20 protein-coding genes are annotated in these 23868 nt (G+C 42.0%); 7 read left to right on the top strand and 13 right to left on the bottom strand.

Annotation, left to right across the window (positions count from 1 at the left end):
* Nucleotides 1-199: 199 nt before the first annotated feature.
* The 4 genes from fabF (at nt 200) to BM192_RS17295 (ending at nt 6257) form a co-directional block, all read left to right on the top strand.
* Nucleotides 200-1444 (top strand): beta-ketoacyl-ACP synthase II, encoded by a 1245-nt coding sequence (gene fabF / locus BM192_RS17310; protein WP_037440208.1) that lies wholly within the window; start codon nt 200-202, stop codon nt 1442-1444.
* Between the two features lie 257 nt (nt 1445-1701).
* Nucleotides 1702-3174 (top strand): xylulokinase, encoded by a 1473-nt coding sequence (locus tag BM192_RS17305; RefSeq protein WP_037440175.1) that lies wholly within the window; start codon nt 1702-1704, stop codon nt 3172-3174.
* A 33-nt stretch (nt 3175-3207) separates the two neighbouring features.
* Nucleotides 3208-4539, top strand: coding sequence for a xylose isomerase (gene xylA, locus BM192_RS17300; protein ID WP_037440177.1), 1332 nt, complete (start codon nt 3208-3210; stop codon nt 4537-4539).
* 29 nt (nt 4540-4568) lie between these two features.
* Nucleotides 4569-6257 carry a sodium/sugar symporter gene (locus tag BM192_RS17295; protein ID WP_037440179.1) on the top strand — a complete coding sequence of 563 codons (1689 nt, stop codon included), beginning with the start codon at nt 4569-4571 and terminating at the stop codon, nt 6255-6257.
* Nucleotides 6258-6369: 112 nt separating this feature from the next.
* Here BM192_RS17295 and BM192_RS17290 read toward each other — a convergent pair whose 3' ends face one another.
* From BM192_RS17290 to BM192_RS17255, 7 genes are all read right to left on the bottom strand, one after another.
* Entirely contained in the window at nt 6370-6753 is a 384-nt protein-coding gene (locus BM192_RS17290; protein WP_037440181.1) for a response regulator, read from the bottom strand.
* A 150-nt stretch (nt 6754-6903) separates the two neighbouring features.
* Entirely contained in the window at nt 6904-7212 is a 309-nt protein-coding gene (locus BM192_RS17285; protein WP_037440183.1) for a hypothetical protein, read from the bottom strand.
* Nucleotides 7213-7279: 67 nt separating this feature from the next.
* The gene (gene nhaA / locus BM192_RS17280; protein WP_037440185.1) at nt 7280-8590 is read right to left on the bottom strand and encodes a Na+/H+ antiporter NhaA; all 1311 of its coding nucleotides are present in this window, start codon (nt 8588-8590) and stop codon (nt 7280-7282) included.
* Nucleotides 8591-8596: 6 nt separating this feature from the next.
* Nucleotides 8597-9073 carry a VOC family protein gene (locus BM192_RS17275; protein WP_234797587.1) on the bottom strand — a complete coding sequence of 159 codons (477 nt, stop codon included), beginning with the start codon at nt 9071-9073 and terminating at the stop codon, nt 8597-8599.
* A gap of 81 nt (nt 9074-9154) precedes the next feature.
* Nucleotides 9155-9622 carry a hypothetical protein gene (locus BM192_RS21070; RefSeq protein WP_201771377.1) on the bottom strand — a complete coding sequence of 156 codons (468 nt, stop codon included), beginning with the start codon at nt 9620-9622 and terminating at the stop codon, nt 9155-9157.
* Nucleotides 9623-9785: 163 nt separating this feature from the next.
* A complete protein-coding gene (locus tag BM192_RS17260; RefSeq protein WP_037440190.1) occupies nt 9786-10556 on the bottom strand; it encodes a TerC family protein in 771 nt (256 codons plus the stop codon).
* A 70-nt stretch (nt 10557-10626) separates the two neighbouring features.
* Nucleotides 10627-12882 carry a TonB-dependent receptor gene (locus BM192_RS17255; protein WP_074964065.1) on the bottom strand — a complete coding sequence of 752 codons (2256 nt, stop codon included), beginning with the start codon at nt 12880-12882 and terminating at the stop codon, nt 10627-10629.
* A gap of 115 nt (nt 12883-12997) precedes the next feature.
* Here BM192_RS17255 and BM192_RS17250 point away from each other — a divergent pair, with 115 nt between their 5' ends.
* A complete protein-coding gene (locus tag BM192_RS17250) occupies nt 12998-13657 on the top strand; it encodes a metal-dependent transcriptional regulator (RefSeq protein ID WP_037440192.1) in 660 nt (219 codons plus the stop codon).
* A gap of 50 nt (nt 13658-13707) precedes the next feature.
* Nucleotides 13708-14499 carry a hypothetical protein gene (locus tag BM192_RS17245; RefSeq protein WP_037440194.1) on the top strand — a complete coding sequence of 264 codons (792 nt, stop codon included), beginning with the start codon at nt 13708-13710 and terminating at the stop codon, nt 14497-14499.
* Nucleotides 14500-14580: 81 nt separating this feature from the next.
* Here the strand turns inward: BM192_RS17245 and BM192_RS17240 are convergent, their stop codons facing one another.
* From BM192_RS17240 to BM192_RS17215, 6 genes are all read right to left on the bottom strand, one after another.
* Complete coding sequence (locus BM192_RS17240; RefSeq protein WP_037440196.1) at nt 14581-16230, bottom strand: M28 family metallopeptidase; 1650 nt, start codon at nt 16228-16230, stop codon at nt 14581-14583.
* Between the two features lie 63 nt (nt 16231-16293).
* A complete protein-coding gene (locus BM192_RS17235; RefSeq protein WP_037440198.1) occupies nt 16294-17118 on the bottom strand; it encodes an amidohydrolase family protein in 825 nt (274 codons plus the stop codon).
* A gap of 7 nt (nt 17119-17125) precedes the next feature.
* Complete coding sequence (fucP, locus tag BM192_RS17230; protein WP_037440200.1) at nt 17126-18370, bottom strand: L-fucose:H+ symporter permease; 1245 nt, start codon at nt 18368-18370, stop codon at nt 17126-17128.
* 135 nt (nt 18371-18505) lie between these two features.
* Nucleotides 18506-19720 carry a DUF1015 family protein gene (locus BM192_RS17225; protein WP_157282826.1) on the bottom strand — a complete coding sequence of 405 codons (1215 nt, stop codon included), beginning with the start codon at nt 19718-19720 and terminating at the stop codon, nt 18506-18508.
* Between the two features lie 226 nt (nt 19721-19946).
* Nucleotides 19947-20546, bottom strand: a complete 600-nt coding sequence (locus BM192_RS17220; protein ID WP_037440204.1) for a GNAT family N-acetyltransferase — start codon at nt 20544-20546, stop codon at nt 19947-19949.
* A 36-nt stretch (nt 20547-20582) separates the two neighbouring features.
* Nucleotides 20583-23120 carry a BamA/TamA family outer membrane protein gene (locus tag BM192_RS17215; RefSeq protein WP_037440206.1) on the bottom strand — a complete coding sequence of 846 codons (2538 nt, stop codon included), beginning with the start codon at nt 23118-23120 and terminating at the stop codon, nt 20583-20585.
* A 347-nt stretch (nt 23121-23467) separates the two neighbouring features.
* Here BM192_RS17215 and BM192_RS17210 point away from each other — a divergent pair.
* Nucleotides 23468-23868 (top strand): 6-phosphogluconolactonase (locus BM192_RS17210; RefSeq protein ID WP_170844861.1); only part of this gene is annotated, 401 nt, incomplete at its 3' end.

Here is a 23868-nt window from a genome sequence, read left to right as displayed (position 1 = left end):
GCCCCTGTTTACAAGTTATGGCAATTTTATAAAGAGGTCACAGGGCTTTTTCATGCCGAATATTTGTATTTTTGCCCGGGAATTGCGCCTGGTCTGAAAATAAAGCCTAAATGTGCAATTGAGCATAAATAATAATCTTACTTTTGAATTTTAATCAGCTGGCTCAGGCCCTGATCATATATTAATTATAAAAATGCATATGTTAAAAAGAGTTGTTATCACGGGAATTGGGGCACTAACCCCACTAGGAAATGATGTAAATACTTTCTGGAGCAATACGATTGCCGGTAAAAGCGGAGCTGCAAAAATCACACGTTTTGACGCTTCCCTGTTCCGTACACAATTTGCCTGTGAACTCAAGGATTATGATGTTACAAAATATTTAGACCGTTCTGATATTAAAAGAACTGATCGTTTTACCCAATATGCGCTGGTTGCTTCAGATGAGGCTATTAAAGACTCTGGATTTGAGTTTGAAAAAATGAGTCCTTTCGACGTTGGTGTAATCTGGGGTTCGGGACAAGGTGGTATGGATACTTTTGAACAACAAGCTTCTGAATTTGCTTTAGGTAACGGTACACCCCGATACAGCCCATTCTTTGTTCCAAAACTGATTGCTAACATGGCATCGGGAATGATTTCGATCCGTAACGGTTATATGGGTATCAATTACACTACAGTTTCTGCATGCGCTACTTCAAATACAGCGATCATGGATGCTTTCAATTATATCCGTCTGGGGAAAGCAAAAGTGATTATCACCGGTGGATCTGAAGCACCCGTATCTGCATCTTCAGTAGGTGGATTCTGTGCCATGAAAGCCATGTCTGCTCAAAATGCCACACCGGAAACTGCTTCCAAACCATTTGACGTAAAACGTGATGGATTTGTGATGGGCGAAGGTGCCGGTGCACTGGTTCTGGAAGAATATGAACACGCAGTAAAACGCGGTGCTAAAATTTATGGAGAAGTAGGCGGCGCAGCAATGACTGCCGATGCTTACCATATGACTGCAACCCATCCGGAAGGAATTGGTGCATCACATGCAATGACTTTAGCACTGGAAGAAGCTGGTGTTACTATCCACGATGTAGATTACCTGAATACACACGCAACTTCTACACCGGTAGGTGACCTTTCTGAGATCAATGCGGTTGTAAACTTGCTGGGAACGGAAAAAAATAATTTAAAAATCAGTGCGACCAAATCGATGACTGGCCACCTTCTTGGGGCGGCTGGTGCGATTGAGGCGATTATTTGTCTTTTATCTATGAGAGACAGTATTATTCCACCGACAATAAACACGGACGAATTAGATCCTGCGATTCCTGCACACCTGAATATCATTACCGGAAAAGCTATTTCTGCTAAAGTTAAAGTAGCAATGAGTAACACATTCGGTTTTGGCGGACATAATGGTATTGTAGTTTTCAAATCTATCTAAGCAGACCAAATCCAATAAACGGAGCTTATTATCCTTTTAGAAGGGTCATAAAAAGAGTAGCCCTTGGCTACTCTTTTTATGACCCTTCTTTTTTGTCTGTTTAAAATACAGGATTCGCTAAATTTCTCCTCTTATTAACTTGTTAAAGCTCAGCAAATAAAAAAGCAAAAAAACAAGGCAATCGATTGCATAATAAAAATAATAAACTAAATTCGGAAGCTGAACCATATATATTTTAAAAAATCGACCTCAGAAATATGTTACTACTCGGAATTGATATCGGAACTTCTTCAGTTAAACTTGCTGTACTAGATGCTCATACACAACAGACATTAACCTCTGCGCAATATCCTGATGATGAAAGTCTGATTACAGTCCGGCAAACCGGATGGGCCGAGCAATCTCCTGAAATGTGGTGGTCTCATGTACAGCTCGCATTTGAACGTTGTAAAGCACAGCATCCGTTTAATCCTCTGGATATAGGTACCATTGGAATTGCCTACCAGATGCATGGCCTGGTTCTGGTAGATGAGCAGCAACAAGTATTGCGGGACAGCATCATCTGGTGTGACAGCCGGGCCGTGGAACTAGGCAACACTGCATTCAAAGAAATGGGAGAAAAATTCTGTCTCTCCCACCTACTCAACTCACCAGGAAATTTTACAGCATCTAAACTGGCCTGGGTAAAACAGAATGAACCTGAAATTTACGCCCGCATTCATAAATTCATGCTTCCCGGCGACTTTATTGCCATGAAGTTAACTAAAGAAATCACAACAAGTATCTCTGCTCTTTCCGAGGGTATTTTCTGGGATTTTGAGAAACAGGAAGTATCGGCGGAACTACTCAACTATTATGACCTGGACAGCAACCTTATTCCGGAAATCAGACCTGTTTTTTCTGAACATGGCAGACTGGATCAGGATGTTGCTGCTTTACTGGGGCTTAAGGCGGGTATTCCGGTAAGTTATAAATCCGGTGATCAACCCAATAACGCATTATCCCTGAATGTACTGGAGCCTGGAGAAGTTGCAGCTACTGCAGGTACATCAGGCGTGATTTATGGTGTCTCAGATGAATTGGCTTATGATCCGCAATCAAGGGTAAACACCTTTGCACATGTTAACTATACCAAAGATAAGCAGCGCCTTGGGATTCTGTTGTGTATTAATGGCACGGGCAGTATGAACCGCTGGGCCAAACAATTATTTGGTACAGGTCTGGATTATCCTGCTATGAATGCAGCGGCAGCAAAAGTGCCTGACGGGTCTGCAGGGCTAAGAGTAACCCCTTTTGGAAATGGTGCAGAAAGAATGCTTTGCAATACCTATACAGGCGCGCAGATCAGCGCTATCGACCTTAATTTACACACGCCGGGACATGTTTTTCGTGCTGTACAGGAAGGCATCGCTTTCTCTTTCCGTTATGGTCTGGATATTATGCGCTCCAATGGACTATACCCAAAAGTGATCAGAGCCGGAAAAGCTAATCTTTTCCATAGCGAAGTATTTCTAAAAGCTTTTGTAAATGCGACGGGTGTACCGGTAGAGCTATATGACAATGACGGCAGTACAGGTGCAGCATTGGGCGCTGGTATTGGGGCCGGTGTTTACAAACAACCCAAAGAAGCTTTTCAGAACAAAAAAGCGCTGAGTTATACAGAACCAGATAAACAGCAGCTCTTTAATACGCTTTATCAGGATTGGCTGGAACTTATGCCAAAATCCTGATAAATATCTTTTAACCTAATCTATATTTTAAATATGACAACTATAACTACCGGAAGTAAAGAATTTTTTAAAGGTATCGGACAGATTCAGTTCGAGGGTACAAAATCAGATAATCCACTGGCCTACCGCTGGTACGACGAAAATAAAATCATTGCCGGCAAAAGCATGAAAGAACACTTGAAGTTTGCCTGCGCCTACTGGCACTCATTTGTAGCTACTGGTGGTGATCCATTTGGTGAAGCGACCCTGCTGCAACCCTGGAACGAAAAAGCAGATGCTGTGGAACGTGCAAAAGACAAAATGGATGCTGCATTTGAGTTCATCACCAAAATGAACCTGCCATATTATTGTTTTCATGATGTCGACCTGGTAGATTATACAAATGATATTAAAGAAAATGACAGACGTCTGCACGCTTTGGTTGACTATGCCAAACTAAAACAGGCAGAAAGTGGGGTGAAACTTCTTTGGGGTACCGCTAATCTTTTTTCTCACCGCAGATATATGAACGGTGCAGCAACCAATCCTAATTTCCATGTACTCGCACATGGGGCAGCCCAGGTAAAATCGGCATTGGATGCAACTATTGCGCTTGGTGGAGAAAACTACGTGTTCTGGGGCGGTCGTGAGGGATATATGAGCCTTTTGAATACCAATACAAAAAGAGAACAAGAGCATTTAGCAAAATTCCTGCATTCGGCTAAAGATTACGCAAGAGGTCAGGGTTTTAAAGGGACCTTTCTGATCGAACCTAAGCCGTGTGAGCCTACCAAACATCAGTATGATTACGATGCTGCGACGGTGATTAGTTTTCTGCGTCAGTATGACCTGCTGGAAGATTTTAAACTGAACCTGGAAGTTAACCACGCCACGCTTGCCGGACATACTTTCCAGCATGAGGTTCAGGTAGCAGCAGATGCTGGCTTGCTTGGCTCAATGGATGCGAACAGAGGTGATTATCAAAATGGATGGGATACAGACCAATTTCCCAATAATATCAACGAAGTTACCGAAGCAATGCTAATCGTATTGGAAGCCGGTGGTTTGCAAGGAGGAGGTATTAACTTTGACGCTAAGATCAGAAGAAATTCAACAGACGCGGCAGATCTGTTTCATGCACATATCGGTGGAATGGATACATTTGCAAGAGCATTGGTCACCGCAGATCAGATTCTTCAACATTCAGATTACACCAAAATCCGTAAAGAGCGTTACGCTTCTTTTGACAGCGGTGCAGGAAGTGATTTTGAAGCTGGGAAAATGACATTGGAAGGGCTGAGGGAATATGCAATTCAGCAGGGTGAACCAGAAACAATCAGCGGTAAGCAAGAATTGTTAGAAAATATCATCAATAGATATATTTAACTATATTCACCTTCCAAATTTAAAATTTCATGAACTCATTAGGTACTTACGATTACGTCGTATTTCTGGTTTACTTCCTGATTGTCGCCCTTTATGGCTGGACGGTATACCGAAAAAAACAGGCGCAGGCAGAGAATTCAAAAGATTTTTTCCTCGCTAAAGATTCGCTAACCTGGTGGGCTATCGGAGCTTCCCTGATCGCCTCAAATATATCGGCGGAGCAATTTATAGGTATGAGCGGTTCCGGCTTTACCATGGGTCTTGCAATCGCTACCTATGAATGGATGGCGGCAGCTACGCTGATTATTGTCGCTATATTTTTTATTCCTGTTTATCTAAAAAATAAGATTTATACCATGCCGCAGTTTCTGGGGCAGCGTTATAATGGTACAGTGGCAATGATTATGGCCATTTTCTGGTTGTTATTATACGTTGTTGTCAACCTGACTTCGATTCTCTATCTGGGCGCATTGGCAATTAACAGTATCTCTGGTATCAACATTACTGCTTGTATGTATCTGCTTGCGGCATTTGCCATTATCATTACACTGGGTGGAATGAAGGTAATCGGATATACAGATGTTATTCAGGTATTCTTCCTTATTCTGGGAGGTCTGGCCACAACTTACCTGGCCCTGGAGCTGGTATCAACACATTTTGGCACTACCGGCGTATTAAATGGTCTGAGTATCATTAAAGACCGTGCTGCAGATCACTTCCAGATGATTTTCCATAAAGAAGATGCGCATTACATGGATTTACCGGGCCTTTCTGTACTGATCGGTGGTATGTGGATTGTCAACCTGAATTACTGGGGTTGTAATCAATACATCACTCAACGTGCATTGGGAGCAGATTTACCTACGGCAAGAAATGGATTATTATTCGCTGCAGGATTAAAATTACTAATGCCTGTTATCGTAGTACTTCCCGGAATAGCAGCTTATGTGTTGTATCAGGAAGGTTATGGAAACTTCGCTACAGACATGATGAAAGACGGTTCACTGAATGCAGATTCCGCTTATCCGGTTCTTCTTAATTTGTTACCTGCCGGTCTGAAAGGGCTTTCATTTGCCGCTTTAACTGCTGCTATTGTCGCCTCACTTGCAGGAAAAGCAAACAGTATCGCTACCATCTTTACACTAGACGTTTATAAAAAAGTAATTAATAAAGATGCGGATGAAAACAAGCAGGTGGTTATCGGCAGGATTGCAGTAATCGTAGCTATGGTATTAGCCATTATAATTGCGCCGCAACTGGGTATCGATAAAAAAGGTGGTTTTCAATTTATACAGGAATATACCGGCTTCGTTTCTCCTGGTATATTCGCGATGTTTATTCTGGGTTTCTTCTGGAAAAGAACTACATCGAATGCAGCACTTTTTGCAACAATCGGTGGTTTTATCCTTTCTGTCGTATTCAAAGCAATGCCGAACTTCACAGATCTTTCCTGGCTTAGTCCTTATGGATTCTCCAAACTGGTCGAACAGAAAGATGGTAGTATGTTATACGAAATTCCTTTCCTTGACCGTATGGGTTTCGTATTTGTAATCTGTATCGTAGCTATGTTTATTATCAGTAAACTGGAAAATAGAACCGGGGTTAATCCTAAAGGTCTTGATATTGATGTTAGTATGTTTAAAACCAACAAAACGTTTGCTGCAGGTGCTCTGATTATCTGCGGAATTATTGTTGCTTTATATAGTATCTTCTGGTAAGGCGCTTCAAGAATTATCAAATAAGCAAACAGCCCCTGTCCGATAAGGAACAGGGGCTGTTATTTATACACGTATTTTTTTATACAGCATCACTAAAGCTGACGCTTTGTTTTCAAGCAAGAAAACTACGGTCTGGTTCGTGAATACAATCCTCTATTTGCTCCAGTAAATTATTCAGATCAAATGGCTTTGCAATAAACGCATTGCAGCCATAATCGCCCAATGAAAGCATTACTCTGGGGAATGCCGACATAATAATTACGGGAATGTGCTGATATTTCTCCATTCGCTTCAACTGGGAACAAAGCTCGCCTCCATTAATTCCAGGCAATAAGAAATCCAGTAAGACTAAATCAGGTTGAAATTCAGTCACGATAGGTCTGATATCATAAGTTTCCGGAAGAACATGAAGCTGATGTCCCGCGTTTTCCAGAATTTCGCGTAAAACTTCTACCAATTTTTCGTCGTTCTCTATTAAAAGTATTTTATAAGACATAGTATTCTAGTCAGCTTATTTTTTACACCTATAAACGCTCAATTTGATTAAAAGTTTTCGTGAAATTCATTTGTCTGTTTAATATTACATAAGAAATACCTTTACAAATTGAGCCAAACTGTCTGACATTTTATGTACTCAACAAATACACTAAAACTGAGGATCATAGTTATCCGGATCAAGAGGTAGCTGTCTGGATTTGGGGAGGTCTGATTTAATGGTATGTCTCACCGGGCTGGGCTGCTCACCATGTGGCAGCAAATGACTTGCATGCGCTCTCACTTTTTCACGCAGATCTTCATGTAGCCTGTCTCCATTACTGCCGTTTCTTTTTTTCGCTTCAGGTTGACTGTTATAGGCATATTTAAGGGCCAGCACGATACCCGAAATTGCAAGCACACCCACCGCTATCAGCGTAGAATTGTTTGTACCCGAAGATATGTTTTTTCTGAATGTCATAGTTTTCCTTTTCTTTTTAGAACAGGAAATCAATAAAAGTGTTTGCAAAAAATGCACTACATTCAGGCTAACGACTTAGTTTGAGCATAGTCAGTCCCAAGCTACCTGCGATAATTGACGCGAGTAAGATGCCATACTTCGCCTGCTCAATATATTCGGGATTCTGAAACGCCAGATTACTGATAAACAGCGACATGGTAAAACCGACTCCTGCCAGTAAAGCCAGCCCGGTAATATGTTTCCACTCTGCATTTTCAGGAAGCCGGGACAGACCGCTGGCAACCATAAGCCAGGTAAACACAAGAATGCCCACAAATTTACCTGCAATAAGTCCCATAATCACTCCGAAACTAACTGGATTCTGTATAGCCGTAAAGAAATCTGAGCCAATAATGATTCCTGCATTAGCCAATGCAAATAAAGGCATAATCAGAAATGCAACCCATGGATGGAGCGCATGTTCAATTTTTTGCAGCGGAGTTTCTGCAGCCAGTGCCAGCGTTTTTACTTCTTCTATTGTATGATGCTGATGAGCCGTTGTAAATGTTCCGCGTTTTGGGACGTCCTTTTCAAACTCGTCAGAAAGCCTTCTAAGGTTGGATGAGAAGAATTTTTCATCTATTTTTCTTACCGCCGGAATCGTAAATGCAACCAGTACACCGGCAATCGTTGCATGCACCCCCGAAAGGAGAAAACCAGCCCAGACACCTAATCCAATGATCAGATAAAATGCCACAGCCCTGATACCTAATCTGTTTCCGGCAAAAAGAATAATTAATAGCCCTGCTGCAATTGCCAGCGGAACAAAATTGAGATTCTCCGTATAAAAGAAAGCGATTACCAGTACAGCCCCCAGGTCGTCTGCAACAGCCAGCGCAGAAAGAAATACTTTAACGGAAGGCGGAATATGCTTACCTGCCATGGAGAGCAGCGCCAGTGCAAAAGCAATATCGGTAGCCATTGGAATACCCCAGCCATGGGAAGCTGCCGTTCCACGGTTCATAAACCAATAAATCAAGGCCGGAACAAGCATTCCTCCAAGCGCCGCCATCATTGGCAGAGAGGCTTTCTGAATGGAAGAAAGTTCTCCATCCATAAATTCCCGCTTGAGTTCAAGGCCGATAACAAAGAAAAATAAAGCCATTAACCCATCATTGATCCAGATGTGTAATGGATGATTCAACGTAAACCCTGCAAAACCAACGCTAAAATTAATTTCCCATAAATGATGGTAAACATCTGCAAACGAGGAGTTAGCCCATATTATCGCAACCAGAACACTGCAGCAGAGTACAATTCCTCCTGTATATTCCAAATTAATAAAACGGTGCACAGGAGCAATAATTCTCTCTATGGTACTACGTGGAATCTGCTGCATAAGTTTTTATTTCCCTTTTCTTTCGTCGTTAATTTCTATCCAGTGACCGTCAGGATCTTGAAAATAGATTTGTTTAACGCCGTCAACGCGTAATGTAGTTTTGTTAGCGCCTCCGCCCCAGTCTTCATAAGGAACCTTTTGTTTATTAAGACCTGCAATGAATTCGTCTATAGACACTACGCTGAAGCAAAGATGTTCATTCTTATTTGGTTTAACAGGTTGTAATGCTCCCTGAATTAAATGTAACTGACCAGCAGGGCCCAAAGTGTACCAAACGTGTTTACCATCTTTAAATGGCTCCTCCATTAATTGCAGCTTTAATACTGAAGTATAAAAATCTGCACTCCGTTTTAACTCGGTTACATAAACAGCAATATGATTCAAAACAGCAGTTTGTGGTGCTGGTTGCTGCTGGGCTATGGCAGTACGACTGCTGAAAAGACCCAAAACAAGCAAAAGTGAAAAACAAGATAATTTCATCATTTCTTAAAATAAAAAAGCCGGATACAAAATATATCCGGCAAACAAATTACATATTTCTAAATAGTATCTGACCTATTTTTTTTAATTAGCTTCCCTTTTTACATAGGTTTTATTCCCATTTTTATTGATGTAGTATTTTCCACCACGCGGACCTGTAAGAATCTGCTCACCATTTGGTCCGGAGAGACTTCTGTCGACAGTTGGTTTGTAATCTTTTACCGCAGCAGTTGTTCTGGAAGGAGAAGTCGTTCTGGATGCAGCAGTTGTTCTGGACGCCGCAGCTGTTCTGGACGGAGCAGTGCTTACTTTTTTGAGCGTTTTAACATCTTCAGGTTTAGTTAATGTCGTAGCTGTCCCCGTATTTGTATATCTCTTATCGGGAGTTCCATCCTTTTTAAGTTTCACCTCAGGCTTGGTTTCCTTTGCAGTGGAATAACGCTTATCAGGCGTACCGTCTTTTTTTAACCTGGTAGCAGGCACAGTAGTTTGTGCCATGCTCATGCTGATACACAGACAGAGTACAGCAAATAAAGAAAGTAATCTTTTCATGAGTTCTGAGTTTAAATCCATTAATCTTACGTCAATTCAATTTACACAAAGATTTCACCAAATAACTGTTAACATCTATATTTTTTTGATAATCACTAAGTTAACCGATAGAAAACTTTATCAAACCGGTTAAAAACAAATTAAAACCAATAAAAAATATATTTCAGACTTGCTTTTTTGGAAAGTTAAACAATAGGGAACTCAGTACCGGGAGGATAAAAACTGCTACAGTGAGTACAGAAACATACAGATCTGTTTTTTCGCCCTCCAGAAAAATAGCCAAACTTGAATCCGGACTCAGGTGAACGTAAAGCGAAGAACTCAATTTTAAGCCTAAAAGTCCGATGACAAGGAATGCAGCTGTCTCTAAAAATTTGAATTTCTCCATCAGTTTTACGAAAAATTGTGCGACCAGCCGCATAGCCAGTATTCCTATAAATACACCCGTATAAATCAATCCCATTTTATCGGTAAAGGCTACAGCTGCAAATACATTATCTATGGAGAAGGCCAGATCCATTACTTCCACCAGTGCCACCGTTGCCCAGAATGTGCCCAGCAGCCCGATTGTTGAGCGGTAAAACCAATTCTGCTTTTTCTGAATAGCTTCCGTTTCCGGAGATATTTCAGGTTTCTTCTTCTTAAAAAAATAAGATAGAGCCAAATAAAGCAGATACAATCCACCCAATGGTTTTAACCACCATATTTTTACCAGCCAGGAAGCGATCAGCAAACAAATCCCCCGAAAGACGTACGCTCCGATTATTCCGTATTTTAAAGCTTTACTCCGCTGATCCTTTGGCAAATCCATTACTATTGTTGCCAGGACTGCCGCATTATCGACAGATAACAGACTTTCGATAACTATCAGATTAAGAATAATAAGTACGGCGGCCCTGAGATCGTCGCCAAAAAGTGAATGCAGTAACTCCATAAAAACAATTGATCGAAAGGCTAACAAATATTAAACCTAAAAGATGGTAATGTTTTTATCTTTTTATCAATCACTTCCAGTCAATCTGATAACGTAAACCTGCAAACACTCTGATTCCCTGCAATGGTGCATAATTATAAGCCGTATCAAAAGTATATCCTTTTGGATTGCTGATGGGATCATCTGCAGTTTTATTAAATGGATCGAATGGCCTCATCAACACATCTTTCGGCACAAAATTGAACAGGTTCTTCACACCTCCATAGATCTCCACTCCATGTTTTAATTTTTTTGTCAGCTGAATATTCGCAATATTAAACCAGGGTGAATATTCTGGCCGGTAATCTTCCGGCTGGACAGGTAAACGCATCGGCCCGGTAAAAACTCCGGTCAGATCTACAATAAAGTCTCCTGGAAAGGTATAGGTCAGGCCATATGTACCGCTCCACAACGGCGCATGCAACTGTCTGGTTTTTTCTTTGGTTCCTGCTTCATTTTTATTTACAAGATATACATCTGCGTAAGTTAGTCCTGCTGTGATACGCAACGGTGAATTTAAGACCAGTTCGGTATTCAGGGAAAAACCTCTGGAGATGGCATGCCCGTTCAGATTAGCATAAATGATTTTAGTAGGATCCTGATCAAAATCACCTACAATTTTATTGGTAAAATAGCTGTAGAATCCGGTTGCATCAATGTTTAGCAAGCCAAAATCAGCAGGGATCTTCCACACATAATTCAAATTACTATTATAAGATCTTTCCGGTTGCAGCGCTTCAGTGATCACAACCTCTCTTGCTCCTGTCAGGGCAGCGTGATCTTCCGTGAACAAATTGACAACGCGGAAACCTGTACCCATACTAAATCTGAGTGTGTTTCGCTGGTTTTTGGTGTACTGATAAGCAATTCTGGGTGAGTGAATAGATCCGTGATTACGATCATGATCATACCTGTAACCGGCCAGTAGTGTATTCTTATCTGATATTTTCCATTCATCCTGAATAAAAATACCCGGTAAAGGCGTCTTTGCAGGCTGATTTCTTAGCCCGTCTGCACTGGATGTAGCTGGCGTATTATCGTCATACCAATTATAGCGGAAAGTACCTCCCAGTAAAAGATTATGTCTTTTACCCAGATCCTTATTCCAGTACATCTGTGCAAAATAGTTCTTCTGCGTAGCCATATAAGGTACATCTCCATAATACGAATTCTGATCATGCCAGTTATAAGAAAACTGCGTCATGATTTTTTCTTTCAACGGTAACTGATAAACACCAATGAGCTCCCACCTGCGGGTGTATATACTTTCACCGTAGACATCATCGGAGCCCCGGTCTGCTTTTGTCCAGTCCATCTGCCCGCCCCATCGGTCTTCATTTACAAAACGTGCGGCGAGGCTGGCTTCCCGGTTCTCTTTCCGGGTAAAATTCCATTTATTAAAAACAGAGATCCGGTGTTGCATGGTCAGATCGGTAAAGCCATCCCCGTTATTGTCCATCGGATGCTGCGCGTTAAAATAGTTTACACCCAGCAGACTGTTCCAGCCCTTTCCTCTAAACCTTACCCCTGCATCTACATTATACTCTCTCCAGGAGGTACTGAAAGCATCAAAACTAAACAGAGGTGCTTTAACCGCATTTTTCGTAATGACGTTAATTACACCACCCATTGCCTCCGAACCGTAAAGCGAAGAGGCAGGTCCTTTCACCACTTCTATACGTTCCACCAGACTGTTTGGAATACCACTCAAACCGTAAACACTGGATAGACTGCTCACAATAGGCATCCCATCTATCAGGATTAAAGTATAAGGCCCCTCCATTCCATTAATATGTATATCGCCTGTATTACAGATACTACAGTTAATCTGCGGCCGTACCCCGTTAATTTGTCCAACAGCTTCAAATAAACTTGGAGTAGGATTCTTCCTGAAAAAAGCAGGTGTATAGACCTCAACAGGAATAGGACTTTCCAGCTTGCTCACTGCTTTCATTGTACCGGTAACAACAATTTCATTCAGATCATCTGCATCTGCCTTTAATACCATATTAATTTGCACAGTGCTGTCCGCAATGATGGCAACCGGCATTGTTTGCTGAAAATAACCGGTGCCAACTGCAGTAAGCTGATATTTCCCCTCCGGGATCCCTTTAAACTGAAATCGCCCGCTGCTATCGGTCTCTGCACGGATGTTGGTCTTCCTCAATTCGAGCTGAATGCCTTTTAATGGTTTTCCTGCAGCGGTAATTTCACCAGACAGCTGCCCCTGCTGCGCATTGGTATACAGTCCAGAGAGCAAAAGTATAAAGCTTAAAAATAGTTTCATGGCATTAATTAGTTATGTATTCCATATTTTATTAGACTTGCCAAATATATATAATTAGATTAACCTAATTAATGAAACTAGTTAAATATTTATATTTTTGTACGCAGACAAAATCATGAAGAAAACCTACTCCGAAGAAAATTATCTTAAAGCCATTTATCATATCGATCAAAATGGACTAAAAGTGAGCCCCAAAGCAATTGCAGCTGCATTGGATAATAATCCTGCTTCTGTAATTGATATGATAAAAAAGCTTCAGGAAAAACTGCTAATCTCTTATGATAAAGTTAACGGGGCCAAACTTACTCCTCCCGGAAAAGCATCGGCTCTGGATATTATCCGTAAACACCGTCTTTGGGAGGTTTTTCTAGTGGAGAAACTGGGTTATGACTGGGATGAGGTTCATGATATTGCCGAACAACTGGAACATATTCAAGACGACAGACTGGCTGCAAAACTCGATGCCTTTTTAGGCAACCCGTCATTTGACCCGCATGGAGACCCGATTCCGGCAGAAAACGGAAAGATGCCAGTTTATGCAAATATCCTTTTGAGTGACCTGGAGATAGGGAAAATGGGTAAAGTAGGGAGCGTAAGAGACACAAGCACACCTTTTCTGAAATATCTTAAACAATTACAGCTTGGATTGGGTTCCAGTATTGAAGTACTGGATAAACTGGAATTTGATCAGTCTATGATCATCTCCATTAATAATGGGCCGCCACAAACGGTTTCCAGTAAAATGACCAGTAATATTCTGCTAATACCCTGTTAGCGTTAATCAGCTGAAGGTATTTTCTTTTTCAATTGAAAAATTTGCCGACGATGAAAAAAATCTTACAAATTTTAAATCTGCTGTCATTAATCCTGACAATTGCAGTTAATTACCTGGTAAACAGCAAATATTTCGGAAATCCGGCCATAGGTGAGATCTCCGCTAAATATGAACACCTGCTCACCCCTGCCGGATACGCCTTTAGTATCTGGGGCATCATATATTTAGGCTTATTAGCATTCGGCATTTATCAGATCCGGGACTGGTTTTCAAAAAGGGCAGATACTAGCTTTGTCTTGCAAATTGGGTGGTCTTTTATCCTAGCAAACTTATTTAACGCAGCCTGGGTCATTGCCTTTGTACAAGACATGCCTGGATTATCCGTTATACTGATCCTTGCACTTTTTCTATCATTGCTTCGAATTGTATTGCGTACAAATATGGAACGCTGGGATGCCCCACCTCAAATTATATTTTTCTTATGGTGGCCTTTCAGTCTCTATTTTGGCTGGGTAAACGTCGCTGTAATTGTGAATATAGCCGCCTGGCTGGTTTCAACAGGATGGTCAGGTGCTCCCCTGGAACCTGAGCTATGGGCAATAGCGCTGCTGGTTATCGCTACAGCGATATTTATTCTAATGATCTGGAGAAGAAACATGCGTGAGTATGCGAGTGCCGCTGCATGGGGAATAATTGGGATTGCTGTAAAAAATTGGGAGATTAATCCTGCTGTTGCCTGGACAGCATTGCTATGTACTTTAATTATACTTTTCAATGCCGGACTTCATGGTTATCAGAACCGTGCGACAGCCCCTTTTTTAAAAAGAAAACGAATAGATTAAATATCAGAATACAGGTTAAAATGAAGAGGTTAACAGAAATTTCGTGTCACTCCTCTTCATTTTAACCTGTATCTCTAAGGATTATTTCTTATCCCGTATAGCTTTAAATTCAGAACCTTCTTTCCAGGAAGGGAAAGTAGACTCCATACTCATGGTATAGCCCATATCAAATAACAGCCTGGCATCTTCAACCATTCCACTATAGTCTGTGATCGCGTCTGCGTTGTCCTGAGGTGCATGATAACGCGATTTCGTGTAGTCTGCTACTTGTTGCAGCCCCCACTCTCTTCCATGCTTGAAACTGTCCACACCAGAGCCGGTGAAGAGTGAAGGTATACCGACCTTTGCGAAATTAAAATGGTCTGAACGGTAATACAAACCAGATGATGGAACTGGATCAGGAACCAATACCCTACCTTGTTTCTTTGCAGAAGCAGCGGCATAGTCCTCCAGTTCTGACTGACCAAATCCATACACTACCACATCTTTAGTTTTGCCGGCAATCCCCATCATATCCATATTAATATCAGCAACGGTCGAGGCAGAAGGATAAACCGGATTTTTGGCATAAAATTCCGAACCGATCAAACCTTGCTCTTCTCCGGTGAAAGAGACAAATACTATGGAACGTTCTGGCTTAATGGCCGCTTTTTGATAAGCTGCAGCAATCTCCAATAAGGCAGCAACACCTGTTGCATTGTCGACTGCCCCGTTATAAATTGAGTCTCCTTTTACCGGCTCGCCTATTCCTATGTGATCCCAGTGTGCCGAATAGATAATATTCTCCTGTGGTCTTTTCGTTCCACGAATAACAGCTACTACATTATTAGATATAGATTTTTTAATTGTATTAGTAATCTTCATTCCGGTAGTGACCTTTAGATCTACCGCCTTGAAGCCTTTTTTTCTAGCCGACGCAAATAAAGCATCTGATTGCCCACCTAATTTAAACAGCTGTTTGGCAACGTCCAGGCTGATCCAGCCCTCCATAATTGCCCGCGACATGTTATTATCTTTTTCTTCGAGCTGTAATTTAGATTTTGACCATCCGCTACGAACAACCGACCAAGGATAAGCTGCAGGTTCTGTATCATGAATAATCAAAATACCAGCTGCTCCCTGACGGGCTGCCTCTTCAAATTTATATGTCCAGCGTCCATAATAAGTCATATTCTCGCCTTTGAACAAGGTGGAATCTGAAAATCCAGGATCATTAATCATCACGACAACAGTTTTGCCTTTCACGTCCAACCCTGCATAGTCATTCCAGTTATATTCCGGCGCAACAATCCCATAACCGGCAAACACTACGGGCGAGTTCTCCAGACTGACATTTTCCTGCACCCGGCGTGTAGCAGCCACGAAATCTTTTAAATAGTCTGCACTTACTTTGCCTTTGGCACCGGTAAAGACTAGTTTCGACTCCGGGGTAGACCTGATCTCCACCATCGGTACTTCCTGAAAATAGCTATCTCCATTCCCTGGCTTCAACCCCAGACTGCTAAACTGTTCTTTGAGATAATTGATCACTTTAGTTTCACCATTTGTGAACGGTTTTCTACCTTCAAACTCATCAGAAGCAATTGTTCTGAGGCGTGTGGCAAAACTGGAGTCATTGATCATTTTGATTGCAGCAGAATCTGCTTCTGCCGCCGCCTGCTGCTGACTACCCGACTGGCAAGCAGTAAAGCACAGTCCTGCGGCAGCAAAACATAGTAAAGTTGTTTTCATGAATAAATAGGTTTAGCTATTATTTGATATGTCTGTTTATTATGCCAATGTATATAAAAAACTTCAGAGCTTGTAAAAGGCAGAGACATTTCCATTAAAAAAGGCATGCTGTTCGGCATCGGAAAATGTGCCGAAGTGCGTTAACACTATATTTTTAACAGCTGCGTACGAGCCGGCCGCCAGACATACAGGCCAGTCCGATCCATACATCAGCCTGTTCATACCAAATAACGATGCTACAGTATCCAGATAAGGGTGGAGATCGGAGGGCTTCCAATTTTTCAAATCCGCCTCAGTTATCATTCCCGATACCTTGCAGCTAACATTATCGAAGGCGGCAATGGCCTGCATATGGTTTTTCCAGGAAGAGATCTCTCCGGATGCAATATCCGGCTTCCCTAAATGGTCTAATACGAAAGCCAATCCAGGGAATGCTGCCGCAAGAGCGGGTATATATTGCAGTTGGTCTGCATGTACCAAAATATCATAGCTAAAACCATACTTTTCGAGCAGGGCAAGGCCAGCTGTAAAGTCGGGCCGAAGAAACGCATCTCTCTCGTGTTCTCCCTGAAGTATATGACGGAAACCCTTAAGCAAGGGAAAAGAACTGTAATATTCCAATTCCTTTTCCAATTGATTTCCTCGGAGATCTACCCAACCAACCACGCCAAGAACGATGGGACTATTTGCTGCCAGACCAAGCAAGAAGTCGGTTTCAGCAAGCGTTTGTTCTGCCTGGACGGCAATGCAACCGGAGATCTGATTTTCCAGCAGAACGGGCGCCAGATCTTCTGGCAAAAAATCCCTTCGTATCGCTGCATATTCATCAGGAATCCAGCTGTGTCTTACCTGATCATAAATCCAGAAATGCTGATGACTGTCTATCATGACGGAATTAATGTGCCTGAGAAAGTTTCAGTTTCTTTACGCCTAAGTTTCGCAGGGCAAAGAAGAAAATAACAATGAATGCAAAAACGGGGACAATATAAGCCAGATGTATATTAGTCATATCAGACAATTTACCCATAATTACCGGGAAGACAGCCCCACCAACAATAGCCATAATAAGTAACGAAGAACCTTCTTTTGTTTTTGAACCCAGACCTCTGATACTCAAAGAGAATATCGTTGGAAACATAATCGACATAAAGAATAGAACCCCAATTAGTGAATATACCGAAGCATAACCGTCCAGCAATACTGCAGCAAGTACCAATACAATATTAACCAGGCTATAAAGTGCCAGTAATTTGGCCGGAGCGACGTAACGCATCAGGAATGTCCCTATAAACCGGCCCACCATGAAACCGAGCAGGGCACCCGACAGATACATCGCTGCAGGTTTTTCTGCGATTCCCGCCACCTGTTCCGCAAAGCGAATAAAGAAACTACTGATACAAACCTGTGCACCTACATAAAAAAACTCTGCAACTACACCAAACATGAGGTTTTTATGTTTAAGCAAAGACCCTTCATGCCCGGTTTCCTGATCGCTTTCTTCTATTTCAGGTAATGGTGTACGCATCAGAAAAACAGCGACAAGCAGGACTACTGCGCCGATAATTAAAAATGGAATCTGTACCGATGAGGCTTCCATATTCAGGTAATGATCGAGCTGTGCCGGAGACATTGCAGCCTCCTGTTCAGGGCTTAGCGATTCACCTGACAAGATAAAGAGTCCACCAAGAAAAGGAGCAAGCGTCGCAGCCAGTCCATTAAAGCTCTGAGCAAAGTTGATTCTCCCTGCCGCCCCTTCTGGATCGCCCAATACTGTAATATAAGGATTGGCTGCAGTTTCAAGAAAAGCAAGACCACTGGCAATAATAAACAGTGCGCCAAGAAAAAAAACATAGGATCGTGTGGAAGCAGCTGGATAAAAAAGAAACGACCCAACTGCAAAGAGTAATAAGCCTATTACTATTCCCCATTTGTACCCAAACCTCTTCATGACTTTTCCAGCAGGTATAGCCAATAAAAAATAGGCTATATAGGATGCTGAATCAATAAAAGCAGATTGAGTATCTGTCAGCTGACATGCTTTTTTCAAGTGTGGAATTAAGATTGGGTTTAAGTTTAGGGCAAATCCCCAAAGGAAGAAAAGAGATATGATCAGGGATACTGCAAAAGTATTTTTTTTCATTTGGTCCGTTAAAAGTACTTCAGGTTATAATTGGTTTCTTAAAGAAAAGTCCTTTTTTCCACAAAAAACCACAAATTGTTATCCAATTATTAAACGATTTTAACCTACCAGACCCGGAAAGACCAGTCTGCTGGTTCAATCAGACAAGATCTCATATTTTAAGGACAAATCCGCTTCTATTTTACGCAAAATGATTCCAAAAGGTATCCTCGGCTCAATCCATGTCGATCTGGGTGGCAACAGTATCTCCTGTTGCGCCGCCTCAATAATCTGTTCCGTAGTCATTGCTGTTAATGTAAAACCAACGGCAAGCGGATGCAGATGCAATTGTTCTTGTAAAACCTCGAGCGCGTCTGCGCCTCCAATAGTAACCAGGTTAGGGTCTCTGCCAGGATCGTCGATTTTGAACATCGGCTTCAATACCTGCTCCTGCAGTAATGCGGTATCTGCTACGCGGCTGCCATCTTTTTGTTTATACATCAGGTTATACCATTTGCCCGCTATAAACATCCCAAAATCACTCTTCTTATAAGGTATGACCACTTCATTTCTAATGGACCGGGTCACCGAAAATATCTTTTTCAGCTCCTTAAATACCTGATCTATCTCTACTCCTTGATGAGGAAACACTAATCTGTGGTATTCTTTTACCTTGAGCTGCTCGCTGGACATGTAAAAGGAAGAGATAAAGTCAAACTCTCCGGTTTCGCACCGGTTACGCTTTCTGAGCGTCCTGTAATTTATAGCTGCCGACATCCGGTGATGTCCGTCCACCAGGTATACTGCCTGTAAATCTGCGAAACACCGGCTGATCTGACGAATACTATGGATATCAGCTATTGCCCAGATACGATGAAAAACTTTATTTGCGTAGTACACGCTGTCTGCTTCCTCCTGCCTGATCCGGTAAAGCATGGACTTAATTGCAGCTGAAGGCCGGTGGGTAAGCAGCACAGGCGCACCTTCCAAACCTACCTCCGCCCGGTAATTCACGAGATCACCGGTATTGCAATGTTGCGCCGCTTCATGCGTTTTTATCAGTCCCTGGTCGTAATCTTTAAGATCCGTCAATGTCCAAATTCCAGTTTGAACAGTTCCGTTCTCAGTAATCTCGTAAACAAACATACATGGTTTATCCTCCAGATAAAGCTCACCTGAACGCATCATTCTCTGCAGGTTGTCCAGTATTCGCGGATTACTGGTATGGCTCCCCGAAATAAAATCGTGATCGAGATGCTGTGCAATTCTCCCTTTCGGATTAAGGTCGGGGGTTAAAGATTGCAGAGATAACATTTTATCTGCGTAAACGGCCTGGGGCCTGAGTGCTATGAAAGGACTGATCGTTGCCATATTTAAAGCTTTGTTTGGATAAAAAAAACAGGGCTCTTTAACTTCCCTGTACAGACAAAGTGTATGGAAATGCATCAATCTCCTATGCGTAAGGGAAAATCAGCAAATATTGCTACAAATCAGGATTCAAACAAAACTTTATATCGCAATAAAACACAAAACAAAAATATTAGATCGAAGAGAGATACGTTTAGACGTATAATATACGACAGGTTTTCAAGCAGGTTTATAGCTTTTCAAGCAGGCGGGAACTGTGTTCAGTAAACCACTCCCCACGCAGCATACTCAAAATTACACTGTCCCTTCTCCCGCCCTGCCCATTTGGCATGTGGCTTCTTAACAACCCTTCTTCCTTACAGCCGAGGCTTTTCATCGCTGCAATACTTCTGGAATTTTCAGCATCAGCCCTGAATTCAATTCTTTCCATCTGTAACTGTTCGAACGCAAACTGAAAAAGCAGGTACTTGCAATTTTTGTTCAACCCGGTACCCTGATAAGCTTTTCCATACCATGTATATCCCAAAAGCAGTGTTTTAAATTCAGCATTAATATCGTAAAATCTGGTCACACCGGCATATGTACCACTTTTCTTATCAAAAACTATAAAGGGATAGGACTTTCCATTTTTCCGTTCTTCCACGCCAGCTTTGATATAAGCTTTCATCTGGTCTTCTCCTGCAGCGGAATGCAGCGAATAGTACCATAATTCAGGTTCATTCAGTGCAAATGGAAGCAGGTATTCGAGGTCTGTAAGCTCCAGTGCCCTCAGTAGTACATTTTCATTTTCAAGCAGCACTTCAGTACTGCAGATATCGCTGTTCGTCATATATATATCTATTGTTTATCGATGTTCAGACCTTGGCTAATAGCGGAAATTCAAAGCCAGGTAAGGATACCACCCCTCTTTTGAATGGGCAGCAATAACCCGGATCATTGCCATCGAAGCCGGCGCGAAATAAAAACCGCCGCCCACACCCTGATGCCATCGGTCACTATTTTCATTTTTTCTCCAAACTCTACCAATGTCGTGGAATCCGACCAACCCTAACTGCCCCGGTAATACATAGCTAACAAAATCAGCTAATTTAACCCGCATCTCCAAATTATTATAGAAACTATGGTCGCCGGCAAAACGGTACTGCCTGAACCCAAGTAATGTCCCTTCTCCACCGATAAAGGCAGACTGATAAAATGTATGTTTTCCAGCTGTAAGAGTTCCACCGAAACGGTCTGCAATAACAAAATTAGCACGTTTATCCAACTTTTTATAAAATGCTGCACTGGCATTCAGCTGCCCAAAATTATTGGCATAATTATTTAACCCGAGGTATCCCTGAATCCCCACATCTAAAAACATTCCCGAGGACGGGATTAATATATTGTCCCTGCTATCTATTGTATATTTAAACTTTAAACCGCCAAACAGTTTTTCTTTATCGATGGTCAGGCTATCTGCGGTATGTAACTGATCAGTCTGAGCAATGAACCTATCCTGCTGACTGTCCGCATTAAAATGATAGTATTGTAAGGATGGTCCCACGCTAAATATCTGCTTCCCTCGCCCCCAGCGCAATGCCGGATCTAACTGATAGAGACTAAACCTCGTCCGGTAGTAACGGATCGCCTGACTTTCGCGGTCATAAATGCTCTCGTTACCCAATCCAAAGAAATTCCTGGTATTATTCGGAGCATAAGCACTGGCCTGCAAGATGAAATCTGCTTTACCTATAATTCTGGTCCATTCACCCGTATAATGAAACTTAAAAGCTTGTGTAGAAAATGAATGTACAAATGAAAAAGACTGTGTATTCCCATATGGGAATTTGCGGAACCCCGGATTCATGTATTTCACAGATAAACCTAGTAAAATCCCATCATCATTATTATAGCCGGCATTTAACAGATAACGGCTTTTATGGTACAGGTCCGTCTGCCGGTAAGAGAGATTTGCGGTATCTGCAGAAAGGTTAAGTTTAAACCGGTTTTGAATACCAGTGAACACTGAACTGTCTGGTTTATCATAGAGTTTTACCTTCCTGTATGCATTTTCAGTATGATAAGACTTGAAACCATGCCCGCCAATAATGCGGACAGCGATTTCTGAACTTTGATTGTCCAGCACCAGGCTATCATTTCCATCATGCAAATAGATTCTTAGTTCTTTGGTCAGCGCAGGGTCGAAAGTCTTATGAACCAGGGTATCTTTTAATTTACCGTTTTTCGACAGAGACTGCATGGTTAAAGTCAGGGACTGATCTGCATTACTCTTCAAATGCACAAGTTCCGCTTTATCACTGCCCTGGATATCTACAATCCGGTTCAGAAAGTGATAATAATCGTTCATCATCGCGGGCAGGGTAGCTCGTCTTTGTTTAAGCTGTGCAATCAGACTGGAATGCCTCAGCGAGTAACCTGGTTCTGGAAGTTTACTTACTGCCTTTTCTAGTAATTCATCTGTTATAGCGGCACAAAATTCCCGGATAACTCTATTCCATTCGTCTTCAGAAAGAGCACTTAAAAATCGTGTGGAAATCCCTCTGCTCTCCCAGACATACCAGTTTATATTTTGGACGTTTCTTTCATAACCCTGAATATAAGGTAACAGATAGGATGCTTGTGCATACTTTGGAATTAAGCCCTGAGTCAGATAAAAAACCTGATCCCTATCTCGTGGGATCGGTTTGTACACGGTCTTCCCGTTTTCCTTTTCAGGTCTCCAGCGCCACTGATCGGCATGCCTGTCCCAATCACCAATGAGTACATCCAATGCTTTGGCTTTGAGAAAAGCTATTCCATCGGGTCTGTTATCATGATCCTCGACCAGTTTTCTGAACATTTTAAGCGTGTTGTCAGAATCGCCATCTGGCTCCCTTTCTTCCAGAAGGCAAAGTGTGTTTGCAAATACCGGCGCAAATTCGCCCAATAAAGGATCGGCAAGCACCCATCCAATCTTTGGTTTTGCATGTGCTACACCGGCTGCTTCTGCTAGTTCTGGAACAACAAGCGCTGCGAAAGGGTGCTGGGCGGACATATTATCTTTCAACACATCTAAAACAAATGTTTCACGAAGGTTCTCAGGTAATAACGACTCAGGGTATTTTTCTACACTGCGCAGTACCCATTCTTTTCCCTGACTATCTTCCAACCGCAATGAATGTGACTGGAAACCGCCACCCCTGCGCAATGGTTTAAGCCCGCCATGAATATTTGATAACCGGATAATAGGTACCCTGGTCTGCAAAGCGTATTCTTTCCTGTAGTTTTCCCCGAAAAAGTAACGGTGGACTTTACCCACCTCGTCATATTTCGGGTATATACCAACAGTAATACTGTCTTCCTGTGCTACTGCACTGAGAGAAAATAAAACAGCAAAAAATGAAAATAAACAGATTGTTCTCATGCTGGTGTTAAAATAGAATATGATGCGGCCTAAATTCAAATAAAACTACAATTATTCTGTCTGTAACGTATTGTTTTTTTGGGGTACCTGCTGATTTATTTGATCTGCCTGACGCGGGCATCACTTCATTACAAGGTATTCACAAACGTTTGCGCTATAATTAAGCGCAAAAAAAAAGAATCTTTCTCCTGATAATCATAGTTGAGCCGGAAATACATAACGATTAAACAATTTTCCAATTCCTGACTGCGTCCATACCTGGTATTTTTAAAAACAGTCAACCGTTTGCACAGGTTTCTAAAGGATGGATTGCTTAAGTTTGACGTATAACCAAAATGAACTATAGAATGGCAAGATTAAATCTTCTGGAAGAAACGCGTTTTGAAAAACTGCCCGTTTCTGTATTTGATAATCCGGCAACTGCATCTGTCAACGTAGCCAGGCGTATTGCCGGAATCATCCGCGACAAACAGGAAAAGCAGGAAAAGGCAGTGATCGGACTGGCCACCGGGGCAACCCCTGTTGCTGTATATGCAGAACTGGTGCGCATGCACCGCGAAGAAAACCTGAGTTTCTACAATGTAGTGAGCTTTAACCTGGATGAGTACTATCCTATGCAGCCGGATGCAGCGCAGAGCTATGTCACCTTCATGAAGGAAAACCTTTTTAACCATATTGATATTCCGGCAGAAAATATTCATATTCCTGATGGCACACTGCCCCTGGAAGAAATTCCTGCCTTCTGCCT

It is taken from the genome of Pedobacter antarcticus, from assembly GCF_900112985.1.
Taxonomy (GTDB): Bacteria; Bacteroidota; Bacteroidia; order Sphingobacteriales; family Sphingobacteriaceae; genus Pedobacter; species Pedobacter antarcticus.
Note: the sequence above shows the minus strand (reverse complement) of the source record. Positions and strands in the feature narration are given on the sequence as shown.

Coding starts and splice junctions, on each gene's coding strand:
- fabF (WP_037440208.1), top strand. CDS start 200: ATGTTAAAAAGAGTTGTTATCACGGGAATTGGGGCACTAACCCCACTA.
- BM192_RS17305 (WP_037440175.1), top strand. CDS start 1,702: ATGTTACTACTCGGAATTGATATCGGAACTTCTTCAGTTAAACTTGCT.
- xylA (WP_037440177.1), top strand. CDS start 3,208: ATGACAACTATAACTACCGGAAGTAAAGAATTTTTTAAAGGTATCGGA.
- BM192_RS17295 (WP_037440179.1), top strand. CDS start 4,569: ATGAACTCATTAGGTACTTACGATTACGTCGTATTTCTGGTTTACTTC.
- BM192_RS17290 (WP_037440181.1), bottom strand. CDS start 6,753: ATGTCTTATAAAATACTTTTAATAGAGAACGACGAAAAATTGGTAGAA.
- BM192_RS17285 (WP_037440183.1), bottom strand. CDS start 7,212: ATGACATTCAGAAAAAACATATCTTCGGGTACAAACAATTCTACGCTG.
- nhaA (WP_037440185.1), bottom strand. CDS start 8,590: ATGCAGCAGATTCCACGTAGTACCATAGAGAGAATTATTGCTCCTGTG.
- BM192_RS17275 (WP_234797587.1), bottom strand. CDS start 9,073: ATGATGAAATTATCTTGTTTTTCACTTTTGCTTGTTTTGGGTCTTTTC.
- BM192_RS21070 (WP_201771377.1), bottom strand. CDS start 9,622: ATGAAAAGATTACTTTCTTTATTTGCTGTACTCTGTCTGTGTATCAGC.
- BM192_RS17260 (WP_037440190.1), bottom strand. CDS start 10,556: ATGGAGTTACTGCATTCACTTTTTGGCGACGATCTCAGGGCCGCCGTA.
- BM192_RS17255 (WP_074964065.1), bottom strand. CDS start 12,882: ATGAAACTATTTTTAAGCTTTATACTTTTGCTCTCTGGACTGTATACC.
- BM192_RS17250 (WP_037440192.1), top strand. CDS start 12,998: ATGAAGAAAACCTACTCCGAAGAAAATTATCTTAAAGCCATTTATCAT.
- BM192_RS17245 (WP_037440194.1), top strand. CDS start 13,708: ATGAAAAAAATCTTACAAATTTTAAATCTGCTGTCATTAATCCTGACA.
- BM192_RS17240 (WP_037440196.1), bottom strand. CDS start 16,230: ATGAAAACAACTTTACTATGTTTTGCTGCCGCAGGACTGTGCTTTACT.
- BM192_RS17235 (WP_037440198.1), bottom strand. CDS start 17,118: ATGATAGACAGTCATCAGCATTTCTGGATTTATGATCAGGTAAGACAC.
- fucP (WP_037440200.1), bottom strand. CDS start 18,370: ATGAAAAAAAATACTTTTGCAGTATCCCTGATCATATCTCTTTTCTTC.
- BM192_RS17225 (WP_157282826.1), bottom strand. CDS start 19,720: ATGGCAACGATCAGTCCTTTCATAGCACTCAGGCCCCAGGCCGTTTAC.
- BM192_RS17220 (WP_037440204.1), bottom strand. CDS start 20,546: ATGACGAACAGCGATATCTGCAGTACTGAAGTGCTGCTTGAAAATGAA.
- BM192_RS17215 (WP_037440206.1), bottom strand. CDS start 23,120: ATGAGAACAATCTGTTTATTTTCATTTTTTGCTGTTTTATTTTCTCTC.